The sequence below is a fragment of the Hydrogenophaga sp. genome (genome assembly GCF_011390835.1).
GTDB lineage: Bacteria > Pseudomonadota > Gammaproteobacteria > Burkholderiales > Burkholderiaceae_C > Hydrogenophaga.
The window spans coordinates 24,427-44,125 of sequence record NZ_JAABRQ010000010.1 but is presented as its reverse complement, the minus strand read 5'-3'; the positions used below and the strand labels follow the sequence as shown (position 1 = coordinate 44,125).

The 19,699-nt window shown below is 65.1% G+C and carries 17 protein-coding genes; 12 read left to right on the top strand and 5 right to left on the bottom strand.

Features of this window, described 5'->3' with window-relative positions:
- The first annotated feature begins 5 nt into the window (after positions 1–5).
- Together GPT34_RS07825 and GPT34_RS07820 are read left to right on the top strand one after the other, a co-directional pair.
- Positions 6–635, top strand: a complete 630-nt coding sequence (locus tag GPT34_RS07825; RefSeq protein ID WP_291010778.1) for a cyclic nucleotide-binding domain-containing protein — start codon at positions 6–8, stop codon at positions 633–635.
- Between the two features lie 131 nt (positions 636–766).
- Positions 767–1,750, top strand: a complete 984-nt coding sequence (locus tag GPT34_RS07820; protein ID WP_291010776.1) for a 2-dehydropantoate 2-reductase — start codon at positions 767–769, stop codon at positions 1,748–1,750.
- 7 nt (positions 1,751–1,757) lie between these two features.
- Here GPT34_RS07820 and GPT34_RS07815 read toward each other — a convergent pair whose 3' ends face one another.
- Both GPT34_RS07815 and GPT34_RS07810 read right to left on the bottom strand, forming a co-directional pair.
- A complete protein-coding gene (locus GPT34_RS07815) occupies positions 1,758–2,708 on the bottom strand; it encodes a TerC family protein (RefSeq protein ID WP_291010775.1) in 951 nt (316 codons plus the stop codon).
- Positions 2,709–3,002: 294 nt separating this feature from the next.
- Positions 3,003–4,055 (bottom strand): homocysteine S-methyltransferase family protein, encoded by a 1,053-nt coding sequence (locus tag GPT34_RS07810; RefSeq protein WP_291010774.1) that lies wholly within the window; start codon positions 4,053–4,055, stop codon positions 3,003–3,005.
- Positions 4,056–4,196: 141 nt separating this feature from the next.
- Between GPT34_RS07810 and GPT34_RS07805 the strand changes: the two genes are divergently transcribed.
- Positions 4,197–4,706, top strand: a complete 510-nt coding sequence (locus tag GPT34_RS07805) for a DUF1993 domain-containing protein (RefSeq protein WP_291010773.1) — start codon at positions 4,197–4,199, stop codon at positions 4,704–4,706.
- A 25-nt stretch (positions 4,707–4,731) separates the two neighbouring features.
- Entirely contained in the window at positions 4,732–5,148 is a 417-nt protein-coding gene (locus GPT34_RS07800; protein WP_291010771.1) for a gamma-glutamylcyclotransferase family protein, read from the top strand.
- 59 nt (positions 5,149–5,207) lie between these two features.
- Here the strand turns inward: GPT34_RS07800 and GPT34_RS07795 are convergent, their stop codons facing one another.
- Entirely contained in the window at positions 5,208–7,268 is a 2,061-nt protein-coding gene (locus tag GPT34_RS07795; RefSeq protein WP_291010769.1) for an NADPH-dependent 2,4-dienoyl-CoA reductase, read from the bottom strand.
- Between the two features lie 122 nt (positions 7,269–7,390).
- On the opposite strand from GPT34_RS07795, the gene GPT34_RS07790 reads away from it, so the two are divergent.
- From GPT34_RS07790 to GPT34_RS07780, 3 genes are all read left to right on the top strand, one after another.
- Positions 7,391–7,810 carry a rhodanese-like domain-containing protein gene (locus GPT34_RS07790; RefSeq protein WP_291010768.1) on the top strand — a complete coding sequence of 140 codons (420 nt, stop codon included), beginning with the start codon at positions 7,391–7,393 and terminating at the stop codon, positions 7,808–7,810.
- Between the two features lie 10 nt (positions 7,811–7,820).
- Positions 7,821–9,722, top strand: coding sequence for a DNA helicase RecQ (gene recQ, locus GPT34_RS07785; RefSeq protein ID WP_291010767.1), 1,902 nt, complete (start codon positions 7,821–7,823; stop codon positions 9,720–9,722).
- 192 nt (positions 9,723–9,914) lie between these two features.
- Entirely contained in the window at positions 9,915–10,259 is a 345-nt protein-coding gene (locus tag GPT34_RS07780; RefSeq protein WP_291010765.1) for a hypothetical protein, read from the top strand.
- Positions 10,260–10,294: 35 nt separating this feature from the next.
- Here the strand turns inward: GPT34_RS07780 and GPT34_RS07775 are convergent, their stop codons facing one another.
- On the bottom strand, positions 10,295–12,664 hold the full coding sequence (locus tag GPT34_RS07775; RefSeq protein ID WP_291010763.1) for an ATP-binding protein: 2,370 nt from the start codon (positions 12,662–12,664) through the stop codon (positions 10,295–10,297).
- 234 nt (positions 12,665–12,898) lie between these two features.
- Here GPT34_RS07775 and GPT34_RS07770 point away from each other — a divergent pair, with 234 nt between their 5' ends.
- Together GPT34_RS07770 and GPT34_RS07765 are read left to right on the top strand one after the other, a co-directional pair.
- Complete coding sequence (locus tag GPT34_RS07770; RefSeq protein WP_291010761.1) at positions 12,899–14,098, top strand: threonine ammonia-lyase; 1,200 nt, start codon at positions 12,899–12,901, stop codon at positions 14,096–14,098.
- 178 nt (positions 14,099–14,276) lie between these two features.
- Positions 14,277–15,731: a mechanosensitive ion channel gene (locus GPT34_RS07765; RefSeq protein WP_291010759.1), complete on the top strand. Its 1,455-nt coding sequence runs from the start codon at positions 14,277–14,279 to the stop codon at positions 15,729–15,731.
- Between the two features lie 51 nt (positions 15,732–15,782).
- On the opposite strand, the gene GPT34_RS07760 is transcribed toward GPT34_RS07765, so the two are convergent.
- Positions 15,783–16,589 (bottom strand): SDR family oxidoreductase, encoded by an 807-nt coding sequence (locus GPT34_RS07760; RefSeq protein WP_291010758.1) that lies wholly within the window; start codon positions 16,587–16,589, stop codon positions 15,783–15,785.
- A gap of 110 nt (positions 16,590–16,699) precedes the next feature.
- Between GPT34_RS07760 and GPT34_RS07755 the strand changes: the two genes are divergently transcribed.
- The 3 genes from GPT34_RS07755 to GPT34_RS07745 all read left to right on the top strand — a co-directional run bounded on the left by GPT34_RS07755 (position 16,700) and on the right by GPT34_RS07745 (position 19,597).
- Positions 16,700–17,134 carry a PaaI family thioesterase gene (locus tag GPT34_RS07755; protein WP_291010757.1) on the top strand — a complete coding sequence of 145 codons (435 nt, stop codon included), beginning with the start codon at positions 16,700–16,702 and terminating at the stop codon, positions 17,132–17,134.
- 61 nt (positions 17,135–17,195) lie between these two features.
- A complete protein-coding gene (locus GPT34_RS07750; protein ID WP_291010756.1) occupies positions 17,196–17,339 on the top strand; it encodes a hypothetical protein in 144 nt (47 codons plus the stop codon).
- Between the two features lie 380 nt (positions 17,340–17,719).
- The gene (locus GPT34_RS07745) at positions 17,720–19,597 is read left to right on the top strand and encodes a phosphoenolpyruvate carboxykinase (GTP) (protein ID WP_291010755.1); all 1,878 of its coding nucleotides are present in this window, start codon (positions 17,720–17,722) and stop codon (positions 19,595–19,597) included.
- Positions 19,598–19,699: the final 102 nt, after the last annotated feature.

Genomic DNA, 19,699 nt, shown 5'->3' with positions numbered 1-19,699 from the left:
CCACCATGGCCCTGTTCGACAAGTTGTTCGGTTCCCACCGCGAGGGGGAGGCTCCCGAGTCTCGCCTGCCCGCCGAGCGGCAGGCCGCTGTGGGTGCGTCGGATGCGGCGCGCCGGGCTGCCCAGATGCTGCGAGCACCCACGGCGCTGATGCAGCTCACAGAAACGGAGGCGCTCGCGGTGGTGGGCTTCATGCGCCCACGCGTATTCAAGAGCGGCACCGAGATCATCCGCCAGGGCGAAACGGCCGACACCGGCTTCATGGTGCTGGTGCTCGAAGGCGAAATCACGGTGGAGAGCCTGATGGCCAGCCGCGTCAACGCTGCCACCGTGAAGGTGCTCGGCCCGGGCAGCCTGATCGGCGAGATGGCGCTGGTGGACGGCGCGGCACGATCGGCCTCCTGCACCGCCAGCACCGAAGTTAAGTGCGCCGTGCTCACCCGCGAATCGCTCGAAGTCCTGACCACCGAACAACCCGCCACCGCCGCCAAGCTCATGACCGCCGTGGCCCAGCGCCTGGCTGAACGCCTGCGCGAAAGCAGCCACAAGCTGCAGGTCTACAGCAAGCTGGTGGACACGCTGCAGCAAGAGGTGGATCGCCTCATGCCCACCCCAAAGGGCAAGCATCGCAGCTAGGGCCTGGAGCCTGCGGACTGCTGATCGTAGGACAGACACGCCAGACGAACGCGACAACGATCAGCCCTGCTCCCGGCCGAAAACCCCATGCCACAGACCCTTCATCCCCTTTCATTTCGGGCCACTCGCCCATGAGTGACGCGCCCACCGATTCCCCAGCTTCCTGCCCGGTGCTCATCATGGGCGCGGGCAGCGTGGGCTGTTATGTGGGCGGCTGTCTGCAGGCCGCCGGCGTGCCGGTGGACTTCGTGGGCCGGCCGCGCGTACTCGATGCTTTGCGCCAGCACGGCCTGAGGGTCACCAACCGCGACGGCGCTGACCGACGCATCCCTGCCGATGCGCTGCGGCTGCACGAGCAAGTGCCTGCTGACAGCGCGCACGCGCTGGTTTTGCTGTGCGTCAAGAGCCCGGCCACCAGCGCCGCCGCACGGGAGCTCGCCGAGCGCTTGCCGCTGGGCACCGTAGTCCTCTCGCTGCAAAACGGCTTGCGCAACGCCGAGGTGGCCGGCGCGATCGCCCCCGGCCTGCGCCTCGTGCCGGGCATGGTGCCGTACAACATCGCCGAGCTCGCCCCGGGCCATGTGCACCGCGGCACCGACGGTCACTTGGCCGCGCAGCACGACGCCACACTGGCCGCCTGGGTCCCGCGCTTCGCCGCCGCTGGCATCCCGCTGGACCTGCATGCCGACCTGCTGCCGCTGCAATGGGGCAAGCTGTTGCTCAACCTGAACAACCCGGTCAACGCCTTGTCGGGCCTGCCGCTCCTCGCACAGCTGCTCGACGCCGACCACCGCCGTCAGTTTGCGGCGCTGGTGCAAGAAGCGCTGGGTGTGCTCAGCGCGGCGGGCATCCACCCCGCTCAACTCACGTCCCTGCCTTGGCCCTGGCTGGTGCGCGTGTTGCGCCTGCCCACACCGCTGTTTCGAGTGATTGCGGCGCGCATGCTGCGCGTGGACAAGCTGGCGAGGTCCAGCATGGCCGATGACCTAGCGCTGGGCCGGCCGACCGAAATTGATGCCCTGAGCGGCGAGGTGGTGCGGCTGGCGCAGTCGGTCGGCAGCCGGGCACCGCTCAACGAGGCCATCGCGGCGCGCGTGCGTGCGCTGCAGGCCTGAGCCACCGTCAGGTGTTGGGCGCGGTCTTGCTGCTCCAGACCATGGTGATGGCCAGGATGGACAGCACCACGCCCAGCGACACCGCCACCGGAATCTTGTAAATGTCGATCAGCATCATCTTGCTGCCGATGAAGACCAGGATGATCGCCAGACCATAGTTCAACAGGTGGAAACGGCTGGCGGCGGCCTGCAGCAGGAAGAACATAGCGCGCAAACCGAGGATGGCGAACACGTTGCTAGTGAGCACGATAAAAGGGTCTTTGGTGATCGCGAAGATGGCCGGAATGGAGTCCACGGCAAAAATCACGTCGGTCATGCCGACCAGGGCGACCACCATCAGCAAGGGCGTGGCGATCTTCTTGCCGTTCTCCACAGTCCAGAATTTTTCGCCATCGTAGTGCTGGCTCACCGGGAGGATTCTGCGCAAGAGCCTGAGCGCCGGGTTGTCTTCCAGGCTTTCTTCCTTGCCTGCTGCCCACCACATCTTGACGCCGGTGAGGATGAGGAAAGCCCCGAACACGTACAGGATCCAGTGGAACTGGTCGAGCAGCCAGGCACCCAGCAAGATCATGATGGTGCGCAGCACGATGGCGCCGATGATGCCGATCATCAGCACCCGTTTCTGGAACGCTGGCGGCACCGAGAAGTAGGTGAAGATGAGCAGAAAGACAAAGATGTTGTCTACAGCCAGGCTCTTCTCGATCAGGTAGCCGGTCAGGAACTCCAGCGATTTTTCGTTGGCGATCGCCGTGGACCCGGTGGTGTCGCGGATGGCGAACCAGAACAGCACGTTGAACACGAAGCTCAGGCCCACCCAGGCCAGCGACCAGTTCACCGCCTCCCGCACGCTGACTTCGTGCGCGCCCTGCTTCTTGAGCACGACGAAGTCCACGAACAGCGCCACGATGACGAAGGTGACAAAGACGATCCACAGCCAGAGAGGCGCGATGGTTTCCATGAGGCAAGAGACCTGGGTTGGGTGTTGGCGGTCACACCTGCAAGGTCTTGCTGAAACCGGGCATGGCGCCCGGCCCGGAGTTTCCGGCCGCGTGATCACGCGGCGTACTGACGAAAACCCCTCCCGACCCTTCGCGCGGCAGGGCCGGCATCGAATCTGGATGGCTACTCCCCTTGTAGGGAAAACTAGATTTTCACAGCCGGCGCGAGGCCGGGACAAGCTGATCCACCTTCAGCAAAAACCGGAAGGTAGACCCTCAGCGTTTCCGTTGTTGCGCTGCCGGCGTCTCCAATATCAAGCCGCTTCCCTGTAAAACAGCTCGCGTTTCACCGGGCGCGGCGCCTGTGGAGCCACGCTGTCATGAATGGCGGCAATGTGTTGCGGTGTGGTGCCACAACAACCCCCGACGATGTTCACCAGGCCTTCGGCCGCGAACTCGCGCAGCAGGCGGCTGGTGACATCTGGCGTTTCATCAAAGCCGGTGTCGCTCATGGGGTTGGGCAGGCCGGCGTTCGGATAGCAGCTGATGAAGGTGTCGCTCGCCACCTTGGCCAGTTCCTGGATGTAGGGCCGCATCAGCGTGGCTCCCAGCGCACAGTTCAGGCCCACCGCCAGCGGCTGCATGTGGCGCACGCTGGCCCAGAAGGCGCTCACCGTCTGACCGCTCAGGATGCGGCCCGAGGCGTCGGTCACGGTGCCACTGATGATTACCGGCAGGCGCTCGCCGCTGGTCTCAAAGAACTCGTCGATCGCAAACAACGCGGCCTTGGCGTTGAGCGTGTCGAAGATGGTTTCGACCAGCAACACGTCCGCACCCCCTTCCACCAGCGCTTCCACCTGCTCGTAATACGCGGCGCGCAGCTGCTCAAAGGTGACGTTGCGAGCGCCGGCGTCGTTCACGTCCGGGCTGATGCTCGCGGTCTTGGGCGTGGGGCCCAAGGCACCGCAGACGAAACGGGGTTTGTCGGGCGTTGAATATTTGTCGCACGCTTCGCGGGCGATGCGGGCGGAGGCCAGGTTCATCTCTCGCGCCAGGCTGGCCATGTCGTAGTCCTCCTGCGCGATGGTGGTCGCGCCGAAGGTGTTGGTCTCGATCAGGTCGGCGCCAGCGGCCAGGTAACTTTCGTGGATGTCACGGATCACGTCGGGCCGGGTCAGGCTCAGCAGCTCGTTGTTGCCTTTCACGTCCCGGTGAAAGTCCTTGAACCGCTCGCCGCGGTAACCGGCTTCGTCAAGCTTGAAGCGCTGGATCATGGTGCCCATGGCGCCGTCGAGCACAGCGATGCGCTTCGCGAGGATGCCGGGCAGCGCCTGGGCGCGGGTAAATTGAAGTTGAGAGGCGGTCATGGAGGGATTGTAGAAAGACTGGCCCGGCGCCGCGCCGAACCTCTGACCTGGCCCACAGGGCATTCGGGCTACATTCGTGACAAGCGCTGCCTGGCTCGCATCCGCAAACGCACTTTTTTCTCCCCCCTACCCGGAAACCCCATGACCCCCGCGATGTACACCCACTCCGTTCCCGTCCTCAAGCAAATGCTGACGGCCCTGAAAACCATGCTGGCGCAGGCGAGCGAACACGCAACCGCCAAATCGATCGAGCCCGATGCCTTGTTGCAGGCACGGCTGTTTCCCGACATGTTTCCACTGATCAAACAGGTGCAGATTGCGGCCGATTTTTCGCGCGGTATTGCGGCGCGCCTGGCTAGCGTCGATGTGCCCACCTTTGAGGGCAGCGAAAAAACCTTTGCCGATCTGGATGCGCTGCTGACGCAGACACTGGCTTTTCTGGACAGCGTGAACGCCGACCAGTTTGAAGGCAAGGAAAGCAGCGAGATCGTCTTGCGCCCGGGCACGCCGAAAGAGAAGAAGCTGAGCGGGCAGACCTACCTGGCCAACTATGGCTTGCCTCAGTTCTTCTTTCACGTGACCACCGCCTACGCCATCCTGCGCCACAACGGCTTGGCCATCGGCAAGCGCGACTTCATGGGCACCTATTGATCGCGCCCTGCGCACCGCCTTCACCATGACGCTTTTGTTCACTTACGGTTCGCTCAAGCAGGGTTTCTGCAACCAGCACATCAACACCGGCGAGCGCATGCCGGGCAGCTACCGCACGAGAGAACGCCTGCCGTTTTATCTGATGGGCGACGGCCATGTGCCCTGCGTGATCCACGATCCCGGGACTGGCCATCAGGTGGTGGGCGAGCTGTACCGGGCCGATCCTGCTGCGATGGCCAACATGGACCGGCTGGAGCGCATCGGCGAGCCGGGCGGCTACTCGCGCATTGCGATCGAGCTGGAGCGCACCGACACGGCCACGTCAGAGACCGTGATGGCCGAAATGTATGTGCGCCTGCCCGCCGATGTGATACCGGGTGAGCGGCAGTCGGAGTACCTGAGCGAGTACACGACCGAGCACGCGCTGCGGTTCGCCTGGTAGCACGACGGGCCGGGTCTCACCCCGTCGTGCCAGTGACCAGGCGCCATCAAGCCTCAGAACTACAGCTGCGCCGCCAGCCGCGCAGCCTGGTCGATGGCGCGTTTGGCGTCGAGCTCTCCGGCTTCCAGCGCGCCGCCGATCACATGCGTTGACTTGCCGAGAGCCTGCAGTTGATCGGCCAGCGGGCGATGCGGCAGCTGACCGGCGCAGAGCACCACGGTGTCGCAAGGAATCCAGGTCGGGTCTTCGCGTTTCTCGCCGTGGGACACGAGCAGGCCTTGGTCGGCAATGCGCTCGTAGTTGACGCCGCCGATCATCTCCACCTGCTTGTGTTTGAGCGCGGTGCGGTGGATCCAGCCAGTGGTCTTGCCGAGGCCGGCGCCGAGCTTGCCGGCCTTGCGCTGCAACAGCGTGACCTGGCGCGCCGGTGCGGACACCGCGGGCTTGGTAGTGGCCAGGCCGCCAGCGGCCAGCGCCGGATCGGCCACGCCCCACTCGGCCTGCCAGGCGGGCAGGTCGAGCGTGGTGGAAGTGCCGCTGTGCACAAGGTACTCGGCCACGTCGAAGCCGATGCCCCCAGCGCCCACGATGGCCACGCGCTCGCCCACCGGCTTGTGCTCGCGCAGCACCTCGATGTAGCTCAACACCTTGGGGTGGTCCTGGCCGGGAATCCGGGGGTCGCGCGGCGTGACGCCGGTGGCGACAATGACTTCGTCAAAGTCCGCCAGATCGCTGACCGCCACGCGCCGGCCCAGGTGCAGTTCGACGCCGGTGGTTTCCACGCGGCGACCGAAGTAGCGCAGCATCTCGTGAAACTCCTCCTTGCCAGGCACCTGCTTGGCCATGTTGAGCTGGCCGCCGATGTCGCTCGCAGCGTCAAAGAGCTGCACCACATGGCCGCGCTCGGCCAGCAACGTGGCAGCGGTGAGGCCAGCCGGGCCAGCGCCGACCACGGCGATGCGCTTGGCCTTGAGCGTGGGGCGAAACACCAGCTCGGTTTCTCGGCAGGCGCGCGGGTTCACCAGGCAGCTGGCGGTCTTGTTCTGGAACACATGGTCCAGGCAGGCCTGGTTGCAGGCGATGCAGGTGTTGATGAGGTCGCTCTGGCCTTGGGCAGCCTTGTTCACGAAATCCGCATCGGCCAGCAGCGGGCGCGCCATGGACACCATGTCGGCCGCACCGTCGGCGAGCAGCTGCTCGGCCACCTCAGGCGTGTTGATGCGGTTGCTGGCAATCAGCGGCGTGGTGATGCCTGCGGCGGCGAACTCGGCCTTCATCTTCTGCGTGACCCAGGCGAACGCGGCGCGCGGCACGCTGGTCGCGATGGTCGGAATGCGCGCCTCATGCCAGCCGATGCCGGTGTTGATGATGCTCGCGCCACCTCGAGCCACTGCCTTGCCGAGTTGCACCACCTCGTCCCAGCTGCTGCCACCGGGCACCAGGTCGATCATGGACAGGCGGTAAATGATGATGAAGTCGCGGCCTACGGCCTCGCGCGTGCGTGCCACGATCTCCAGCGGCAGGCGCATGCGGTTGCTGTAGTCGCCGCCCCATTCGTCGCTGCGCAAGTTGGTGGCCAGGCTCAGGAACTGGTTGATGAAGTAGCCCTCGGAGCCCATGATTTCCACGCCGTCGTAGCCCGCTTCGCGCGCCTTGGCTGCGCAGTTCACGAAGGCGCGGATCTGCCGCTCGACGCCGCGCGCGGTGAGCGCAAACGGAGTGAATGGCGAGATGGGCGACTTCAGTCGCGAGGGCGCGACCGCCAGCGGGTGGTAACCGTAACGCCCGGTGTGCAGGATCTGCAGCGCGATCTTGCCGCCAGCCTGGTGCACCGTCTCGGTCACCACGCGGTGGCGCTTCGCTGCGCCCGAGGTGCTGAGCGTGCCGGCGAACGGCTTGGTCCAGCCAGCGATGTTGGGCGAAAAGCCGCCGGTGACCATCAGGCCCACGCCGCCCTCGGCGCGCTCTCGGAAATACGCCGCCAGTTTGGACAGGTCGCGCCCTTCTTCCAGGCCTGTGTGCATCGAGCCCATGAGCACGCGGTTTTTAAGCTTGGTGAAGCCCAGGTCCAGCGGGGCCAGCAGGTGGGGGAAAGGGGAAGCGGTGGGGTTCGCGGTCATGTGGGGTGGGCTGGGTCGGAAGGTAAGGCGCGGCGCGGCGCGTGGCTCAAGCCGCACAGCCTACCTGCTGTCAGACGCGCCGCGTAGAGGACAAGACCTATCGATGCCCGACAATAGCGGCCATGAAACACCTCTTTCCCAAGGAAGCCTGGACCTGGCTGCAGGCCGAGCAGGCCAGGCGCGAAGCCGCTGGGCTGGAGGGGCCACTGTTTGTCGACGTGCGCATGGAAATCGAGTCACTTTACGTGGGGCGCCCGCCCGGCGTGGAGAACATCCCGTGGTACGAATACCCCGACCTCACGCCCGACCCCGCGCGCTTTGCGGCGGCCGTGGCCGCCGAGGCGGGGAGCAAAGACCGCCCAGTGCTGCTGATCTGCCGCAGCGGCAAGCGCACGCTGGACGCTGGTCTGGCGCTGGAAGCCGCCGGCTTTTCCGAGGTGGCGCACGTGGTGCACGGCTTCGAGGGCGATCTCAACGAGACTTTCAAGCGCTCGTCCATCAACGGCTGGCGTCACGACAACCTGCCCTGGGAACAGATGTGAGCAGGTCGGTATGGGCCTGATCGACATCGCGCCCGCTGGCGAAACGCTGGAAACCTGCGCCGGCGTGCTGCAGGAGGTGTTTGGCTACGACGCGTTCCGGGGCCCGCAGGCACAGATCATCACGCATGTGAGCGAAGGTGGCGACGCGCTGGTGCTCATGCCCACGGGCGGCGGCAAATCGCTGTGCTACCAGGTACCGGCCATCGTTCGCGCCCGCGCCGGTCAAGGCCTCACCGTGGTGGTGTCGCCGCTGATCGCGCTCATGCACGACCAGGTGGGCGCGCTGCTCGAAGCCGGCGTGGCCGCGGCCTTTCTCAATTCCAGCCTGAGCAGCGAGGACGCGCAGCGCGTGGAGAAAGAGATGCTGCGCGGCGAGATCACGCTGCTGTACGCCGCGCCCGAGCGCCTGACCACGCCGCGTTTCCTGGCCCTGCTCGACTCGCTGCACGAGCGCGGCCAGCTCAGCCTGTTCGCCATCGACGAGGCGCACTGCGTGAGCCAGTGGGGCCACGACTTCCGGCCCGAGTACCGCGGCCTTGTGGTGTTGCACGAGCGCTTTGCCAGCGTGCCGCGCGTGGCGCTCACCGCCACGGCCGACGATCTGACCCGCGCCGACATCGTCGAGCGGCTGCAGCTGCAAGACGCGCGCACCTTCATCAGCAGCTTCGACCGGCCCAACATCCGCTACACCATCGTCGAGAAAAAGGACAGCACGCAACAGCTGCTGCGCTTTATCCGCGATGAACACAGCAGCGCCCAGGAGCACGATGCCGGCATCGTCTACTGCCAGTCGCGCAAGCGTGTGGAAGAAGTAGCCGGCTTGCTGCGCGATGCCGGATTTAACGCCCTGCCGTACCATGCCGGGCTGGAAGCCGCGACGCGGCAGAACCATCAGGACCGCTTTCTGCGCGAAGAGGGCTTGATCATGGTGGCGACTATCGCCTTCGGCATGGGCATCGACAAGCCCGACGTGCGTTTCGTCGCCCACCTGGACATGCCCAAGAACATCGAGGGCTATTACCAGGAGACTGGCCGCGCTGGTCGCGACGGCGAACCCGCCAATGCCTGGATGGTTTACGGCCTGCAAGACGTGGTGAACCAGCGCCGCATGATCGATGAGAGCCCGGCGGCCGACGAGTTCAAGCAGGTGTTGCGCGGCAAGCTTGACGCACTCTTGACCCTGGCCGAAGCCAGCGACTGCCGGCGCGTGCGCCTGCTCGGCTACTTCGGCGAAACGGGCGAGCCCTGCGGTAATTGCGACAACTGCATCAAGCCGCCCGAGCTGATCGATGCCACCGAGGCCGCGCGCAAGATCCTCTCCTGCATCTACCGCGTGCAGCAGGCCAGCGGCACCGCGTTTGGCGCTGGCCACATCATGGACATCCTGCGCGGCAAGCAGACCGAGAAGATGGCGCAGCACGGGCACGACAAGCTGTCCACGTTCGGCATCGGCACCGACTGGTCGGAAACGCAGTGGCGCGCGCTGCTGCGACAGCTGATCGCCCGTGAAGCGGTGCAGGTCGACGCCGAGCATTTCAACACTCTGCACCTGGCCGAGGGCGCTCGCGACATCCTCAAAGGCGCCGGGCAGGTGTGGGTGAAGCAGGCGAGCGAGAAGCCCACCCGAGTGCGAAGTGGCCGCAGCAGTTCAAAGAAAGACGTGGCGCCCGACGGCAAGCCGCTGAGCCTGGCCGAGCGCGAGTGCCTGGACGCGCTCAAGGCCTGGCGCGCCAAGGTGGCGCAGGAACACAACCTGCCCGCTTTCGTGATCTTTCACGACGCCACGCTGCGCGAACTGGCCGTTCGACGGCCGCGCACGATGGCCGATCTGGATGGCATCACCGGCATCGGCCAGAAAAAGCGCGAAGCCTACGGCGCCGAGGTGCTGCGGGTGGTGAGTGCTTTTGGGTGATTGGTGACCGCGCTTCGGCGCGCTTGCGTGAGTACCATCGTCTGATGGCGTGATTTCTGAATGACCGTCCGTCGGGGCGCGTGCATTTTTTCCCGGATTCCTACTTAAGGGCTGACGGAGTGAGCCGAAGCGGAGGTGAAGCTGGCGAATACCTTGCCCGCGAGCCCTGTGAACACATCCGGAGTCCCCACCATGTTCTTCAAGCTGCCCTGGTTCAACAAAGCCAAGAACGACAACTACCATGACACGCAGGTGCTCGAGATGGATTTTCTGGTGGACGAGTTCGAAGACGCCATGTCCGACATCCAGGACCCGCTACGCACCCGCCTCCGAGCCGCACTGATCGGCTGCGAAACGCCGAAAGACCTGTGGTTTCTGCGTGGCAAGCTGCACAACCTGATCTCCAAGCACCACTGCGAGCAAATCGCCCGCGAGCGCGTGGGACGGCTCGACCAGAAGATGCAGTTTTTCGTAGCCCACCACCCAGACTACGACGCCGAAGAACTGCCGTCAGGGCCGATGGCGCTGCTGCACTAGCTCCCCGCGCGCCGCGCCTGTGGCGCAGGGGGATACTACTGAAAGCCGATTCGTCGGCTTTCGCGCACTTCGGGCTTGATGCGGTGTTCCGCTTCTAGCTGGGCAAGGAATTCGCTCGGCTCCAGGGTTTCGCCGAGGATATCGACCTGGCGCTTGACGGCGGCGAAGTCGCCCGGGCAGAGCTGGTCGAGCCGGGTCAGACGCTGGGCCAGCTCGGGGTTCAGGCGACTGGTTTCGCCACCGAGGGCTTCCACAACAAACATGGTTTCGCGCTGCTCGGTGGTGAGCGGCCGGAAGCGAATCTTGAAGGTGAAGCGCCGAAGCGCGGCCTGGTCAATGCTGTCCATCAGGTTGGTGGTACAGATGAAGATGCCGGCGTAGCGCTCCATGCCCTGCAGCATCTCGTTGACCTCGGTCACTTCGTAGGTGCGCTGCGCGCCACGGCGATCTTGCAAGAAGCTGTCGGCCTCATCCAGCAGCAGCACGGCTTTTTCGGCCTCGGCCTCGCGGAACATGGCGGCCATCTGCTGCTCGGTTTCGCCCACGAACTTGCTCACCAGGTCGCTCGCGCGGCGGATCATGAGCGGGCGCTCCAGCTGCTGCGCCAGGTGCTCGGCCAGCGCGGTCTTGCCGGTGCCAGGGGCGCCATGGAAACACAGGCAGCCGTGCCCACGCGCCTTGAGCGCAGTGATGATGCGCGGCACCTCGTAGCGCGTCTCCACATTGAGCATGGCCAGGCTGTATTGCGTGACGCTGGGGCGCTGGACCACATCGGGCGCACGGCCCAGGGCCAGGTCGGCGTGCTTGAGCTGGCGCTCGATGAGGTCGTCGAGCAACGGTGCGGCCTTGCGGCTACGCCGCGCGGTGGATTTGGCCGGCCCGGCAGCGAGCTGGGCGAAGCGCACCGCGGTGCGGATCTGCGCCGGGGTCAAACCCTTGCGCTCGGTCAGGCGGGCCACTAGGGTTTCGGACACCGCCACGTCTTCCAGCGTCTTGCGCACCAGCTGCTCGCGTGCGCCGGGCGGCGGGCTCTTGAGTTCGAGGTGGTAAGCGAAGCGGCGACGGAACGCAGGGTCGATCTGCTCGATGCGGTTGGTGACCCACAGCGTAGGCACGGCATTGGATTCCAGAATCTGGTTCACCCAGGCCTTGCCGCTGACGCTGCCCGTGTGCGGCGCGGCCACATGCTCAGCGCGCGCCATGAGCTGGGCCGCCTCGCTGGAAATGGGCGGAAACACGTCCTCCACCTCGTCAAACAACAAAGCCGAGTTCGCGGTGCCTTTCAGGAACACCTGCGCGATTTGCAGCGAGCGGTAGCGGTCGCGCCCACTGAGCGCATTGCCATCGCGGTCCGCGTACTCCACTTCGAACAGCTCCAGCCCTGCCGCCTGCGCGACCACGCGCGCCAGTTCGGTCTTGCCGGTGCCCGGCGGACCGTAGACCAGCACGTTCACGCCCGGCTCCTTGCGCGCCACCGCTTCGCGCAGCAGGCCGCAGAGCAGGCGCACGTCATCGCCCACAAAAGCGAAATCGGTTTCGGTCAGGGTGGAGCGAGCGGCGGGCCGGGTGAACACGGCCATGAGCTCGCTTTGCGTCTGGTACTCGCGCATCAGCACCGGTGGCAGCTTCTCGCTCACCTTCATAAGGTCGGCCAGGTCGGTGATGTTGTGCTCGGAGATCAGGTTCTCCACCATGCCGATGCGCTCCAGCCGCGAGCCGACGCGCAGCGCCTCGCCCACTTCGCTGGCCTTGACGCCGGCCACATCGGCGATCGCCGCATAAGCCTCGGGGGCGTTGTTCACCTTGAACTCGACCAGGATGGAGCGCAGATCTCGCTGGTAACGCGCCAGCGTGCCGTAGAGCAACAGCGCACGCTCGGCGCGGTTGAGCTGCAACAAGCCCGCCAACGCGTCGATGTTCTTTTCCACCAGGGTGGACTGCTTCTTGAGCGCCTGGCTCAGCCAGTCACCGGTTACGGCGAGCACCGAAAGCAGATCCTTGGGCGATTCCTTGGCGTATTCATCCAGGTAAAAGAACAGCGTGCCTTCTTCGTAGGGACCGCGCCACACGCCGTAGCGCTCCATGAAGGCGGCCGTGCCCAGGCGGTCGTGGCCAGCCCAGAGCTCGTTGTCCTTGCAGCGGCGGCCAAGAAACTCTCGCACCCTTGCCAGCACCGTGTGCGGCCAGACCAAGTGCCGGCCAGCCAGCGAAAGCAGGGTGTTGAGGTCGCGGCGCACATTGAAGCGCGGGCCTTGCCGCGCGGCCAGCGTGAGCACGAAGTGCGAACACATGAGGTCAAGCACCGGCGCCTGGCGCAGCCCGTGCGGCACGAAGACGCGCCCTTCGCGCGCCTCGCTGCCAGGGCGCACCGAAGCAGCCATTGGCTCCACCATGCGTTTGCTCATTCAACAATCTCCAGAACGACGATGTCGCGGTGCCCCGACGGGACCGACCGGGCGTGGCGTTGAGGCACTCGCCGCGCGAGCCTTGGGGCCACCACCCCGGGTATTCACGCGGACCATACCCCAGCTTGCACCAACATGGAAGGGATGCAAGCGGGGAGGTACAGGACTTTGTACGGCCTTTTTACTGGGCCGTGCAAAACACACGCTGACCCCGGGCACGCCACAATGGCAGCCATGTTGCAACTCACCGACATTGAAGCCGCCGCCGACCGCCTGAAGGGCCAGGTGCTGGACACGCCGTTCGTCGAATCGCGCACGCTCTCGCAGCTGCTGGGTTGCAACGTGTTCCTCAAGTTCGAGAACCTTCAATACACTGCCTCTTTCAAGGAGCGCGGCGCCTGCAACAAGCTGGCGCAGCTGAGCGCAGCCGAGCGAACGCGCGGCGTGGTGGCCATGAGCGCGGGCAATCACGCCCAGGGCGTGGCCTACCACGCGCAGCGCCTGGGCCTGCGGGCAGTGATCGTCATGCCGCGCTTCACGCCCGGTGTGAAGGTCGAGCGCACCCGCGGCTTTGGTGCCGAAGTGGTGCTGCACGGCGATTCGCTGGAGGAAGCGCGCAGCCATGCCCGGGCGCTGGCCGACAGCGAAAGCCTGGTGTTTGTACATCCCTATGACGACGAGGCCATCATCGCCGGCCAGGGTACGGTGGCGCTGGAGATGTTGCGCGTGCAGCCCGATCTGGACACGCTGGTGGTGGCGATCGGCGGCGGCGGGCTGATGGCCGGCATGGCCACAGTGGGGCGTGCGCTGAAACCCGGCATCGAGATCGTGGGCGTGCAGGCCGAGCGTTTCCCCGCCATGTTCAACGCCATCAAGGGCACGCACCTGCCGCAAGGCAGCAGCACGATTGCCGAAGGCATCGCCGTGGGCACACCGGGTACGCTGACCGAGGCCATCGTGCGCGAACGAGTGGACGACCTGCTGCTCGTCGACGAAGGTGACATCGAGCAGGCCATCGTGATGCTGCTGGAAATCGAGAAGACCCTGGTGGAAGGCGCTGGCGCCGCTGGCCTGGCCGCCCTGATCCGGCACCCGGCGCGCTTTGCTGGCAAGCGGGTGGGCCTCGTGCTGTGCGGCGGCAACATCGACCCGCTGCTGCTGGCCTCCATCATTGAGCGCGGCATGGTGCGCGCCGGGCGGCTGGCCCGCATCGAGGTCAGTGCGCGCGATGTGCCGGGCAATCTGGCGCGCATCACCGCCATCGTGGCCGATGCCGGCGCCAACATTGACGAGGTGCACCACCAGCGCGCCTTCACCCTGCTGGCGGCGCAGAACGTGTCAATAGAGCTGGTGGTGCAGGCGCGCGGGCGCGAACACACGGCCCAGGTAATCGACCGGCTGCTGGCCGCCGGCTTTGACGCGCGACTGGTCTGAACGAGGGACCCAAGCCACAGGCCGTCAGTGACCCAAAACAACTGCTTTGAATTTGCCGTCTAAGCGCGGCAATTTGCATTTTCTCGCGGCTTCCGCTGCCATCGCGCGCACATGGGTTGCGCCACCAAGCCCCGTCTGCCATCATGGATGCGTATCCAAACATGACAGGAGAAAGAAAATGAACGCTCTATGGGACTCCATGCAGAACACGCTCGGCGCCCACATACCGCAGCTGTTTGGTGCCCTCGCGATTTTTGTCCTAGGCTGGATCGTGGCGGTGCTGGTGCGCGCAGGTGTGCGCCGCAGCCTGGGCTTCATCGGTGTGAACCACCAGTTTGGCAAGCTCACGGGCAAGGGTGTCGACATCGAGGGTGCAGTAGGGCTCGGCCTCTTCTGGGTGGTAATCCTACTCACCCTGGCTGCCGTGTTCAATTCACTGGATCTCGCCCTGGTCTCCGGCCCCTTCTCGGCCCTGACCACGCAGCTGTTTGAATATGCACCGCGCCTGCTCGCCGGCCTGATGCTGGCCCTGGTGGCCTGGCTGGCCGCCAGCGTGGTGCGAGCGGTCGCGCAGCGCCTGCTGGACAAGACCACGCTGGACGAAAAACTGTCCGAACACGCCGACATGGCGCCCATCAGTGAAGGTCTGGCCAATGCCTTGTTCTGGCTGGTGATCCTGCTGTTTGTGCCGGCTGTGCTGGGCGCACTGCAAATGGATGGTTTGCTCGACCCTCTGCGCGCGATGATCGCCAAGACGCTGGACATGGTGCCCAACGCGGTCGCTGCGCTGGTGATCGGTGGTGTGGGCTGGATCGTGGCCACCGTGTTGCGCAACCTCGTCACTAACCTCTCTCGCACCGCCGGGGTGGACAAGCTGGGCGACCAGGCCGGCATGGCGCCGAGCGTGAAGGTCTCCAGCGTGCTCGGTCTGCTCGTGTTTGTGGTGGTGTTCGTGCCCTCTCTGATCGCCGCGCTCGATGCCTTGAAGATCGAAGCTATCTCCCGCCCCGCCACCGACATGCTGGCCATGCTGCTCGACGGCGTGCCGCACATCATTGCGGCTGGACTCATCCTCGTCATCACCTGGCTGGTGGCCTCGTTTGCCTCCAAGCTGCTTGCCAGCGTGCTGGCCACGCTCGGCTTTGATACCCTGCCCCCACGCGTCGGCCTGGCTCATGCGTTTGAGCAGACGCCGGCCTCGATCGTGGTGGGGCGCGTGGCCCTGTTCTTTGCGATGCTGTTCGCCACCGTCGAAGCCGCGGCCCAGCTCGGTTTTGGACAGGTGAGTGACCTGGTGAGCAGCTTCATCCGCTTTGGTGGCGACATCCTGCTGGGCTCAGCCATACTCATCATCGGCTTCTGGCTGGCCAACCTGGCGCATGACGCCATCGACCGCGCGAGTGGCGCCAAGAGTCAGGGCCTGGCGCGCATCGGTCGTTACGCCATCCTGGCGCTGGTGCTGGCCATGGGCCTGCGCGCCATGGGCATCGCCGACGACATCGTCAACCTCGCCTTCGGCCTCACACTCGGCGCGATCGCCGTGGCCATCGCATTGTCGTTCGGCCTGGGCGGGCGCGAAGCCGCCGGCAAGCTCATGGACCACTGGCTGTCCAAATTCCGCAAGGAAGACTGAACGCTGAACGCCCCCGCTGGATGACAAAGCGCGGGGCCTGGGTGAAGTGGCTTACCTCAAGCGACGCACTATGGCCCCGCTGAAGCGCCGCAGTAACCACTTGGGCGCGGCGCGTCCGGCGGTGGTGACCGCCTGATTCACCCATCCCGGGACACAGATGACATCGCCGCGCATGCAGGCCTCGTAGCCCTGCTGCGCAACCTCGTCGGCGTCCCCGATCAGAAAGTCGGGTAGTCCAGCCAGCGCTTCTCGCTCGGCAGCGGCGCTGCTCAGCATCTGGGTAGCGGTGATGCCGGGGCAGAGAGCGGTGAAGCTCACGCCCGTTCCCTTGAATTCCTCCGACAAGGATTCGGTGAGCGACAGCACATAGGCTTTGGTAGCGGCGTAGACGGCCAGCGAAGGCACGGGCTGGAACGCGGCAATCGAGGCCACGTTGAGGATGCGACCCTGACCACGTGCCGCCATGGCGGGCGCGAACTCGGCCACCATGGCCGTCAACCCGATGATGTTGAGGTCGATCATGCTGCGCTGCAAAGCCAGGCCTATGCCGCTGAAAGCGCCAGTGTGCAAAACGCCCGCGCAGTTGACCAACACATCGATGGGCCGCCGGGCGCGGCGCATGGCGGCTGCCAGCCGCTGGGGCGCATCGGCATCCGACAGGTCAGACGCCACCGGCCAGGTCTTCACGCCGTGTGACATGGTCAGGCGGTCTGCCAGCGTCTGCAGCCGTCCGCCGCTGCGCGCGACCAGCACCAGGTTGAAGCCCGCCCGCGCAAATTGATCTGCCAACGCGGCGCCAATGCCCGACGACGCGCCCGTGATCAAGGCCGTTTGGACTCGGTGGGGTGGGGTTGTCATCTCGGGGATCCTTGTACAAGACCACAGGGGTTTGGTGGATCCCCCCCTGCGGCACGTCTGGGTAGGATAGCCTCGACTCCCTGAACGCCCGCTGCATGAGGAACGCTGCCATGAAGGCCCACGAAACACCGCCAACCCCTGTGACCACTCAAACCCTGGAGGACGCCCTGAAAGGCTGGTTCGCCCCGTGGGTCCAGGCGCTGGACTTGCGCGTGGAGTCGTTCGAGGTCGGCGCGGTCACCCTGCGGCTGCCTCAGCAGGCGGCACTCAGCCGCATCGGCGGCATGGTGTGCGGACAGGCGCTGATGTCAGCCGCCGACACCGCCATGGTGCTGGCCATCGTGACCCAGCTCGGCGCACAGCGACCCATGACAACGGTGCAGCTCAACACCAGTTTCCTCAAGCCCTTGTCCAACCAGGACGCCCTGATCACAGCCCGCGTCATCCGGGCTGGCAAGAGCCTGTTGTTCGGGGAGATCGACATCGTGGCAGCCAACGAGGGCAAAAGCGTCTGCCGGGCCAGCACCACCTACGCATTGTTGTAGGCCCATTACCCTCGCTGCTCTTACAATCTGTTGTTATTCGCGTATTCATCCGGAGCCCTCCATGTCGCAACCTGATCACAAAACCCCAGCCGACCAGCCCCAGGACGTGGTCGAGTCCATCGTGCACCTGATGCCCATCGTGTTGCCGGTGGCGGGCGCGGTGCTGATCTTTCTGCTGGCCTTCATCGCCGTGTTCATGGCCTGACGTTCCCGCGACCCGGTCAAGCCGAACGCCCTCTGGGGCCTTCGGCTTTTTTCTTGCCTGTTCGGCCAAGCGGCGACAGACCGCAGCGGCACCCTGTTTTGGGCATGAAGTTATGCGGGTTTTGCATGTAACAACTCTGTAACCACCTTGGGGCGTTCTTAAAATGGAGCCATAAGTCGACCCGCGGAACGCCAACCTGGTCCACAGACCGGGCCAGGCACTCCAGCCGCTGTATCCGTTACCCGCCCCGCAGCCCCGAGCGCCGACCGCCCTTTTCGCACGCGAGCCCTTCAACAGCCGCCCGCCCACGCAGCCCGTGGACAGCGGCTGTTGGTGTCTTGAATGCACACCGCTTTGATCTTTTGCCTGGAGCCGTTTTCATGAACTCACCCGTGATGCAGGGCCTGAACCTGAACACCCCCGCCTATGTAAAGCATGCGCGCCTGATCGCCTGGGTAGCCGACATGGTCGCGTTGTGCAAGCCGGCCGATGTGGTCTGGTGCGATGGCAGCGAGGCCGAATACCAGCGCCTGTGCCAGGAGCTGGTGCAGGCCGGCACCTTCAAGCAGCTGAACCCGGCCAAGCGCCCGGGCAGCTACCTCGCCTGGTCGGACCCGTCGGATGTGGCGCGGGTGGAAGACCGCACCTACATCTGCTCTGAGAAGAAGGAAGACGCCGGCCCGACCAACAACTGGATGGCGCCTGCCGAAATGCGTCAGACGCTGCAGCCACTGTTTGACGGCTGCATGGCGGGTCGCACCATGTACGTGGTGCCGTTCAGCATGGGTCCACTGGGTTCGCACATTGCCCACATTGGCGTGGAGCTGACCGACAGCGCCTATGTTGCGGTTAACCAGAAGCTCATGACCCGCATGGGCAAGGCCGTGTTCGACGTGCTGGGCATGGACGGCGAATTTGTGCCGTGCATGCACTCGGTGGGCGCACCACTGGGCGCTGGCGAGAAAGACACCACGAGCTGGCCCTGCAACCCGAAAGTCAAGTACATCGTGCACTACCCGGAGTCGCGCGAGATCTGGAGTTATGGCTCGGGCTACGGTGGCAACGCTCTGCTGGGCAAAAAATGCTTGGCGCTGCGCATCGCTTCCACCATGGGCCGCGACCAGGGCTGGCTGGCCGAGCACATGCTGATCCTGGGTGTGACGAATCCGCAGGGCAGGAAATACCACGTGGCCGCAGCTTTCCCCAGCGCTTGTGGCAAGACCAACTTCTCCATGCTGGTGCCGCCCGAGAGCGCATTTTCGGGCTGGAAGGTCACCACCATTGGTGACGACATCGCCTGGATCAAGCCACACGCGGACGGCAAGCTCTACGCCATCAACCCGGAAGCGGGTTACTTCGGCGTGGCCCCGGGTACGAACATGCACACCAACCCGAACTGCATGCGCTCGCTGGACAAGAACGTGATCTTCACCAACGTGGCGCTGACAGACGACGGCGATGTGTGGTGGGAAGGCATGGAGAAAGACAGCGGCCAGTTACCCGATCACTTGATTGACTGGCAGGGCAAAGACTGGACGCCGCAGATCGCCAAGGAAACCGGCGCGAAGGCCGCGCACCCCAATTCGCGCTTCACCGTGGCCGCCACCAACAACCCCGCGCTCGACCCCCAGTGGGACGACCCGGCCGGCGTGGCCATCGATGCCTTCATCTTCGGGGGCCGCCGTTCTACTACCGTGCCGCTGGTGACCGAGGCACGCACCTGGATGGAGGGCGTCTACATGGCTGCCACCATGGGCAGCGAGACCACCGCCGCCGCGTTCGGCGCACAAGGCGTGGTACGGCGCGACCCTTTCGCCATGCTGCCATTCTGCGGCTACAACATGAGCGACTATTTCCAGCACTGGCTGGACATGGAGAAGAGACTGGAGAGCTTGGGCCATACCCTGCCCAAGATCTTCTGCGTGAACTGGTTCCGCAAGAACGCCGAGGGCAAGTTCGTCTGGCCCGGCTACGGCGAGAACATGCGCGTGCTCAAGTGGATGATCGACCGACTCGAAGGCAATGCCCAGGGCGAGCTGACCATGTTTGGCGTCGCGCCCGCCTACGCTGAAATGAACTGGACCGGCCTGGACTTCAGCGCCGAGCAGTTCCAGACCGTGACAAGCATCGACAAGGCGGCCTGGGTCGAGGAGCTCAAGCTGCATGACACCCATTTTGAACAGCTGGCTCACCACCTGCCCGAGGCGCTGGTGAGCACCAAAGCCGAACTGGAGAAGCGCCTGGCCACCCTGGCCTGAGGCGAACAATGGCGGGTGCACGATCTGCGCCTGACCCTGATGCCCGGGACGCGAGCCGCCCCCGGGCCTAACAAAAAAGAAGCCACCGCGACCCGGTGGCTT

Bases quoted from the DNA above. Each gene is read 5' to 3' on its own strand.
- GPT34_RS07825 (WP_291010778.1), top strand. From the start codon at position 6: ATGGCCCTGTTCGACAAGTTGTTCGGTTCCCACCGCGAGGGGGAGGCT.
- GPT34_RS07820 (WP_291010776.1), top strand. From the start codon at position 767: ATGAGTGACGCGCCCACCGATTCCCCAGCTTCCTGCCCGGTGCTCATC.
- GPT34_RS07815 (WP_291010775.1), bottom strand. From the start codon at position 2,708: ATGGAAACCATCGCGCCTCTCTGGCTGTGGATCGTCTTTGTCACCTTC.
- GPT34_RS07810 (WP_291010774.1), bottom strand. From the start codon at position 4,055: ATGACCGCCTCTCAACTTCAATTTACCCGCGCCCAGGCGCTGCCCGGC.
- GPT34_RS07805 (WP_291010773.1), top strand. From the start codon at position 4,197: ATGACCCCCGCGATGTACACCCACTCCGTTCCCGTCCTCAAGCAAATG.
- GPT34_RS07800 (WP_291010771.1), top strand. From the start codon at position 4,732: ATGACGCTTTTGTTCACTTACGGTTCGCTCAAGCAGGGTTTCTGCAAC.
- GPT34_RS07795 (WP_291010769.1), bottom strand. From the start codon at position 7,268: ATGACCGCGAACCCCACCGCTTCCCCTTTCCCCCACCTGCTGGCCCCG.
- GPT34_RS07790 (WP_291010768.1), top strand. From the start codon at position 7,391: ATGAAACACCTCTTTCCCAAGGAAGCCTGGACCTGGCTGCAGGCCGAG.
- recQ (WP_291010767.1), top strand. From the start codon at position 7,821: ATGGGCCTGATCGACATCGCGCCCGCTGGCGAAACGCTGGAAACCTGC.
- GPT34_RS07780 (WP_291010765.1), top strand. From the start codon at position 9,915: ATGTTCTTCAAGCTGCCCTGGTTCAACAAAGCCAAGAACGACAACTAC.
- GPT34_RS07775 (WP_291010763.1), bottom strand. From the start codon at position 12,664: ATGAGCAAACGCATGGTGGAGCCAATGGCTGCTTCGGTGCGCCCTGGC.
- GPT34_RS07770 (WP_291010761.1), top strand. From the start codon at position 12,899: ATGTTGCAACTCACCGACATTGAAGCCGCCGCCGACCGCCTGAAGGGC.
- GPT34_RS07765 (WP_291010759.1), top strand. From the start codon at position 14,277: ATGAACGCTCTATGGGACTCCATGCAGAACACGCTCGGCGCCCACATA.
- GPT34_RS07760 (WP_291010758.1), bottom strand. From the start codon at position 16,589: ATGACAACCCCACCCCACCGAGTCCAAACGGCCTTGATCACGGGCGCG.
- GPT34_RS07755 (WP_291010757.1), top strand. From the start codon at position 16,700: ATGAAGGCCCACGAAACACCGCCAACCCCTGTGACCACTCAAACCCTG.
- GPT34_RS07750 (WP_291010756.1), top strand. From the start codon at position 17,196: ATGTCGCAACCTGATCACAAAACCCCAGCCGACCAGCCCCAGGACGTG.
- GPT34_RS07745 (WP_291010755.1), top strand. From the start codon at position 17,720: ATGAACTCACCCGTGATGCAGGGCCTGAACCTGAACACCCCCGCCTAT.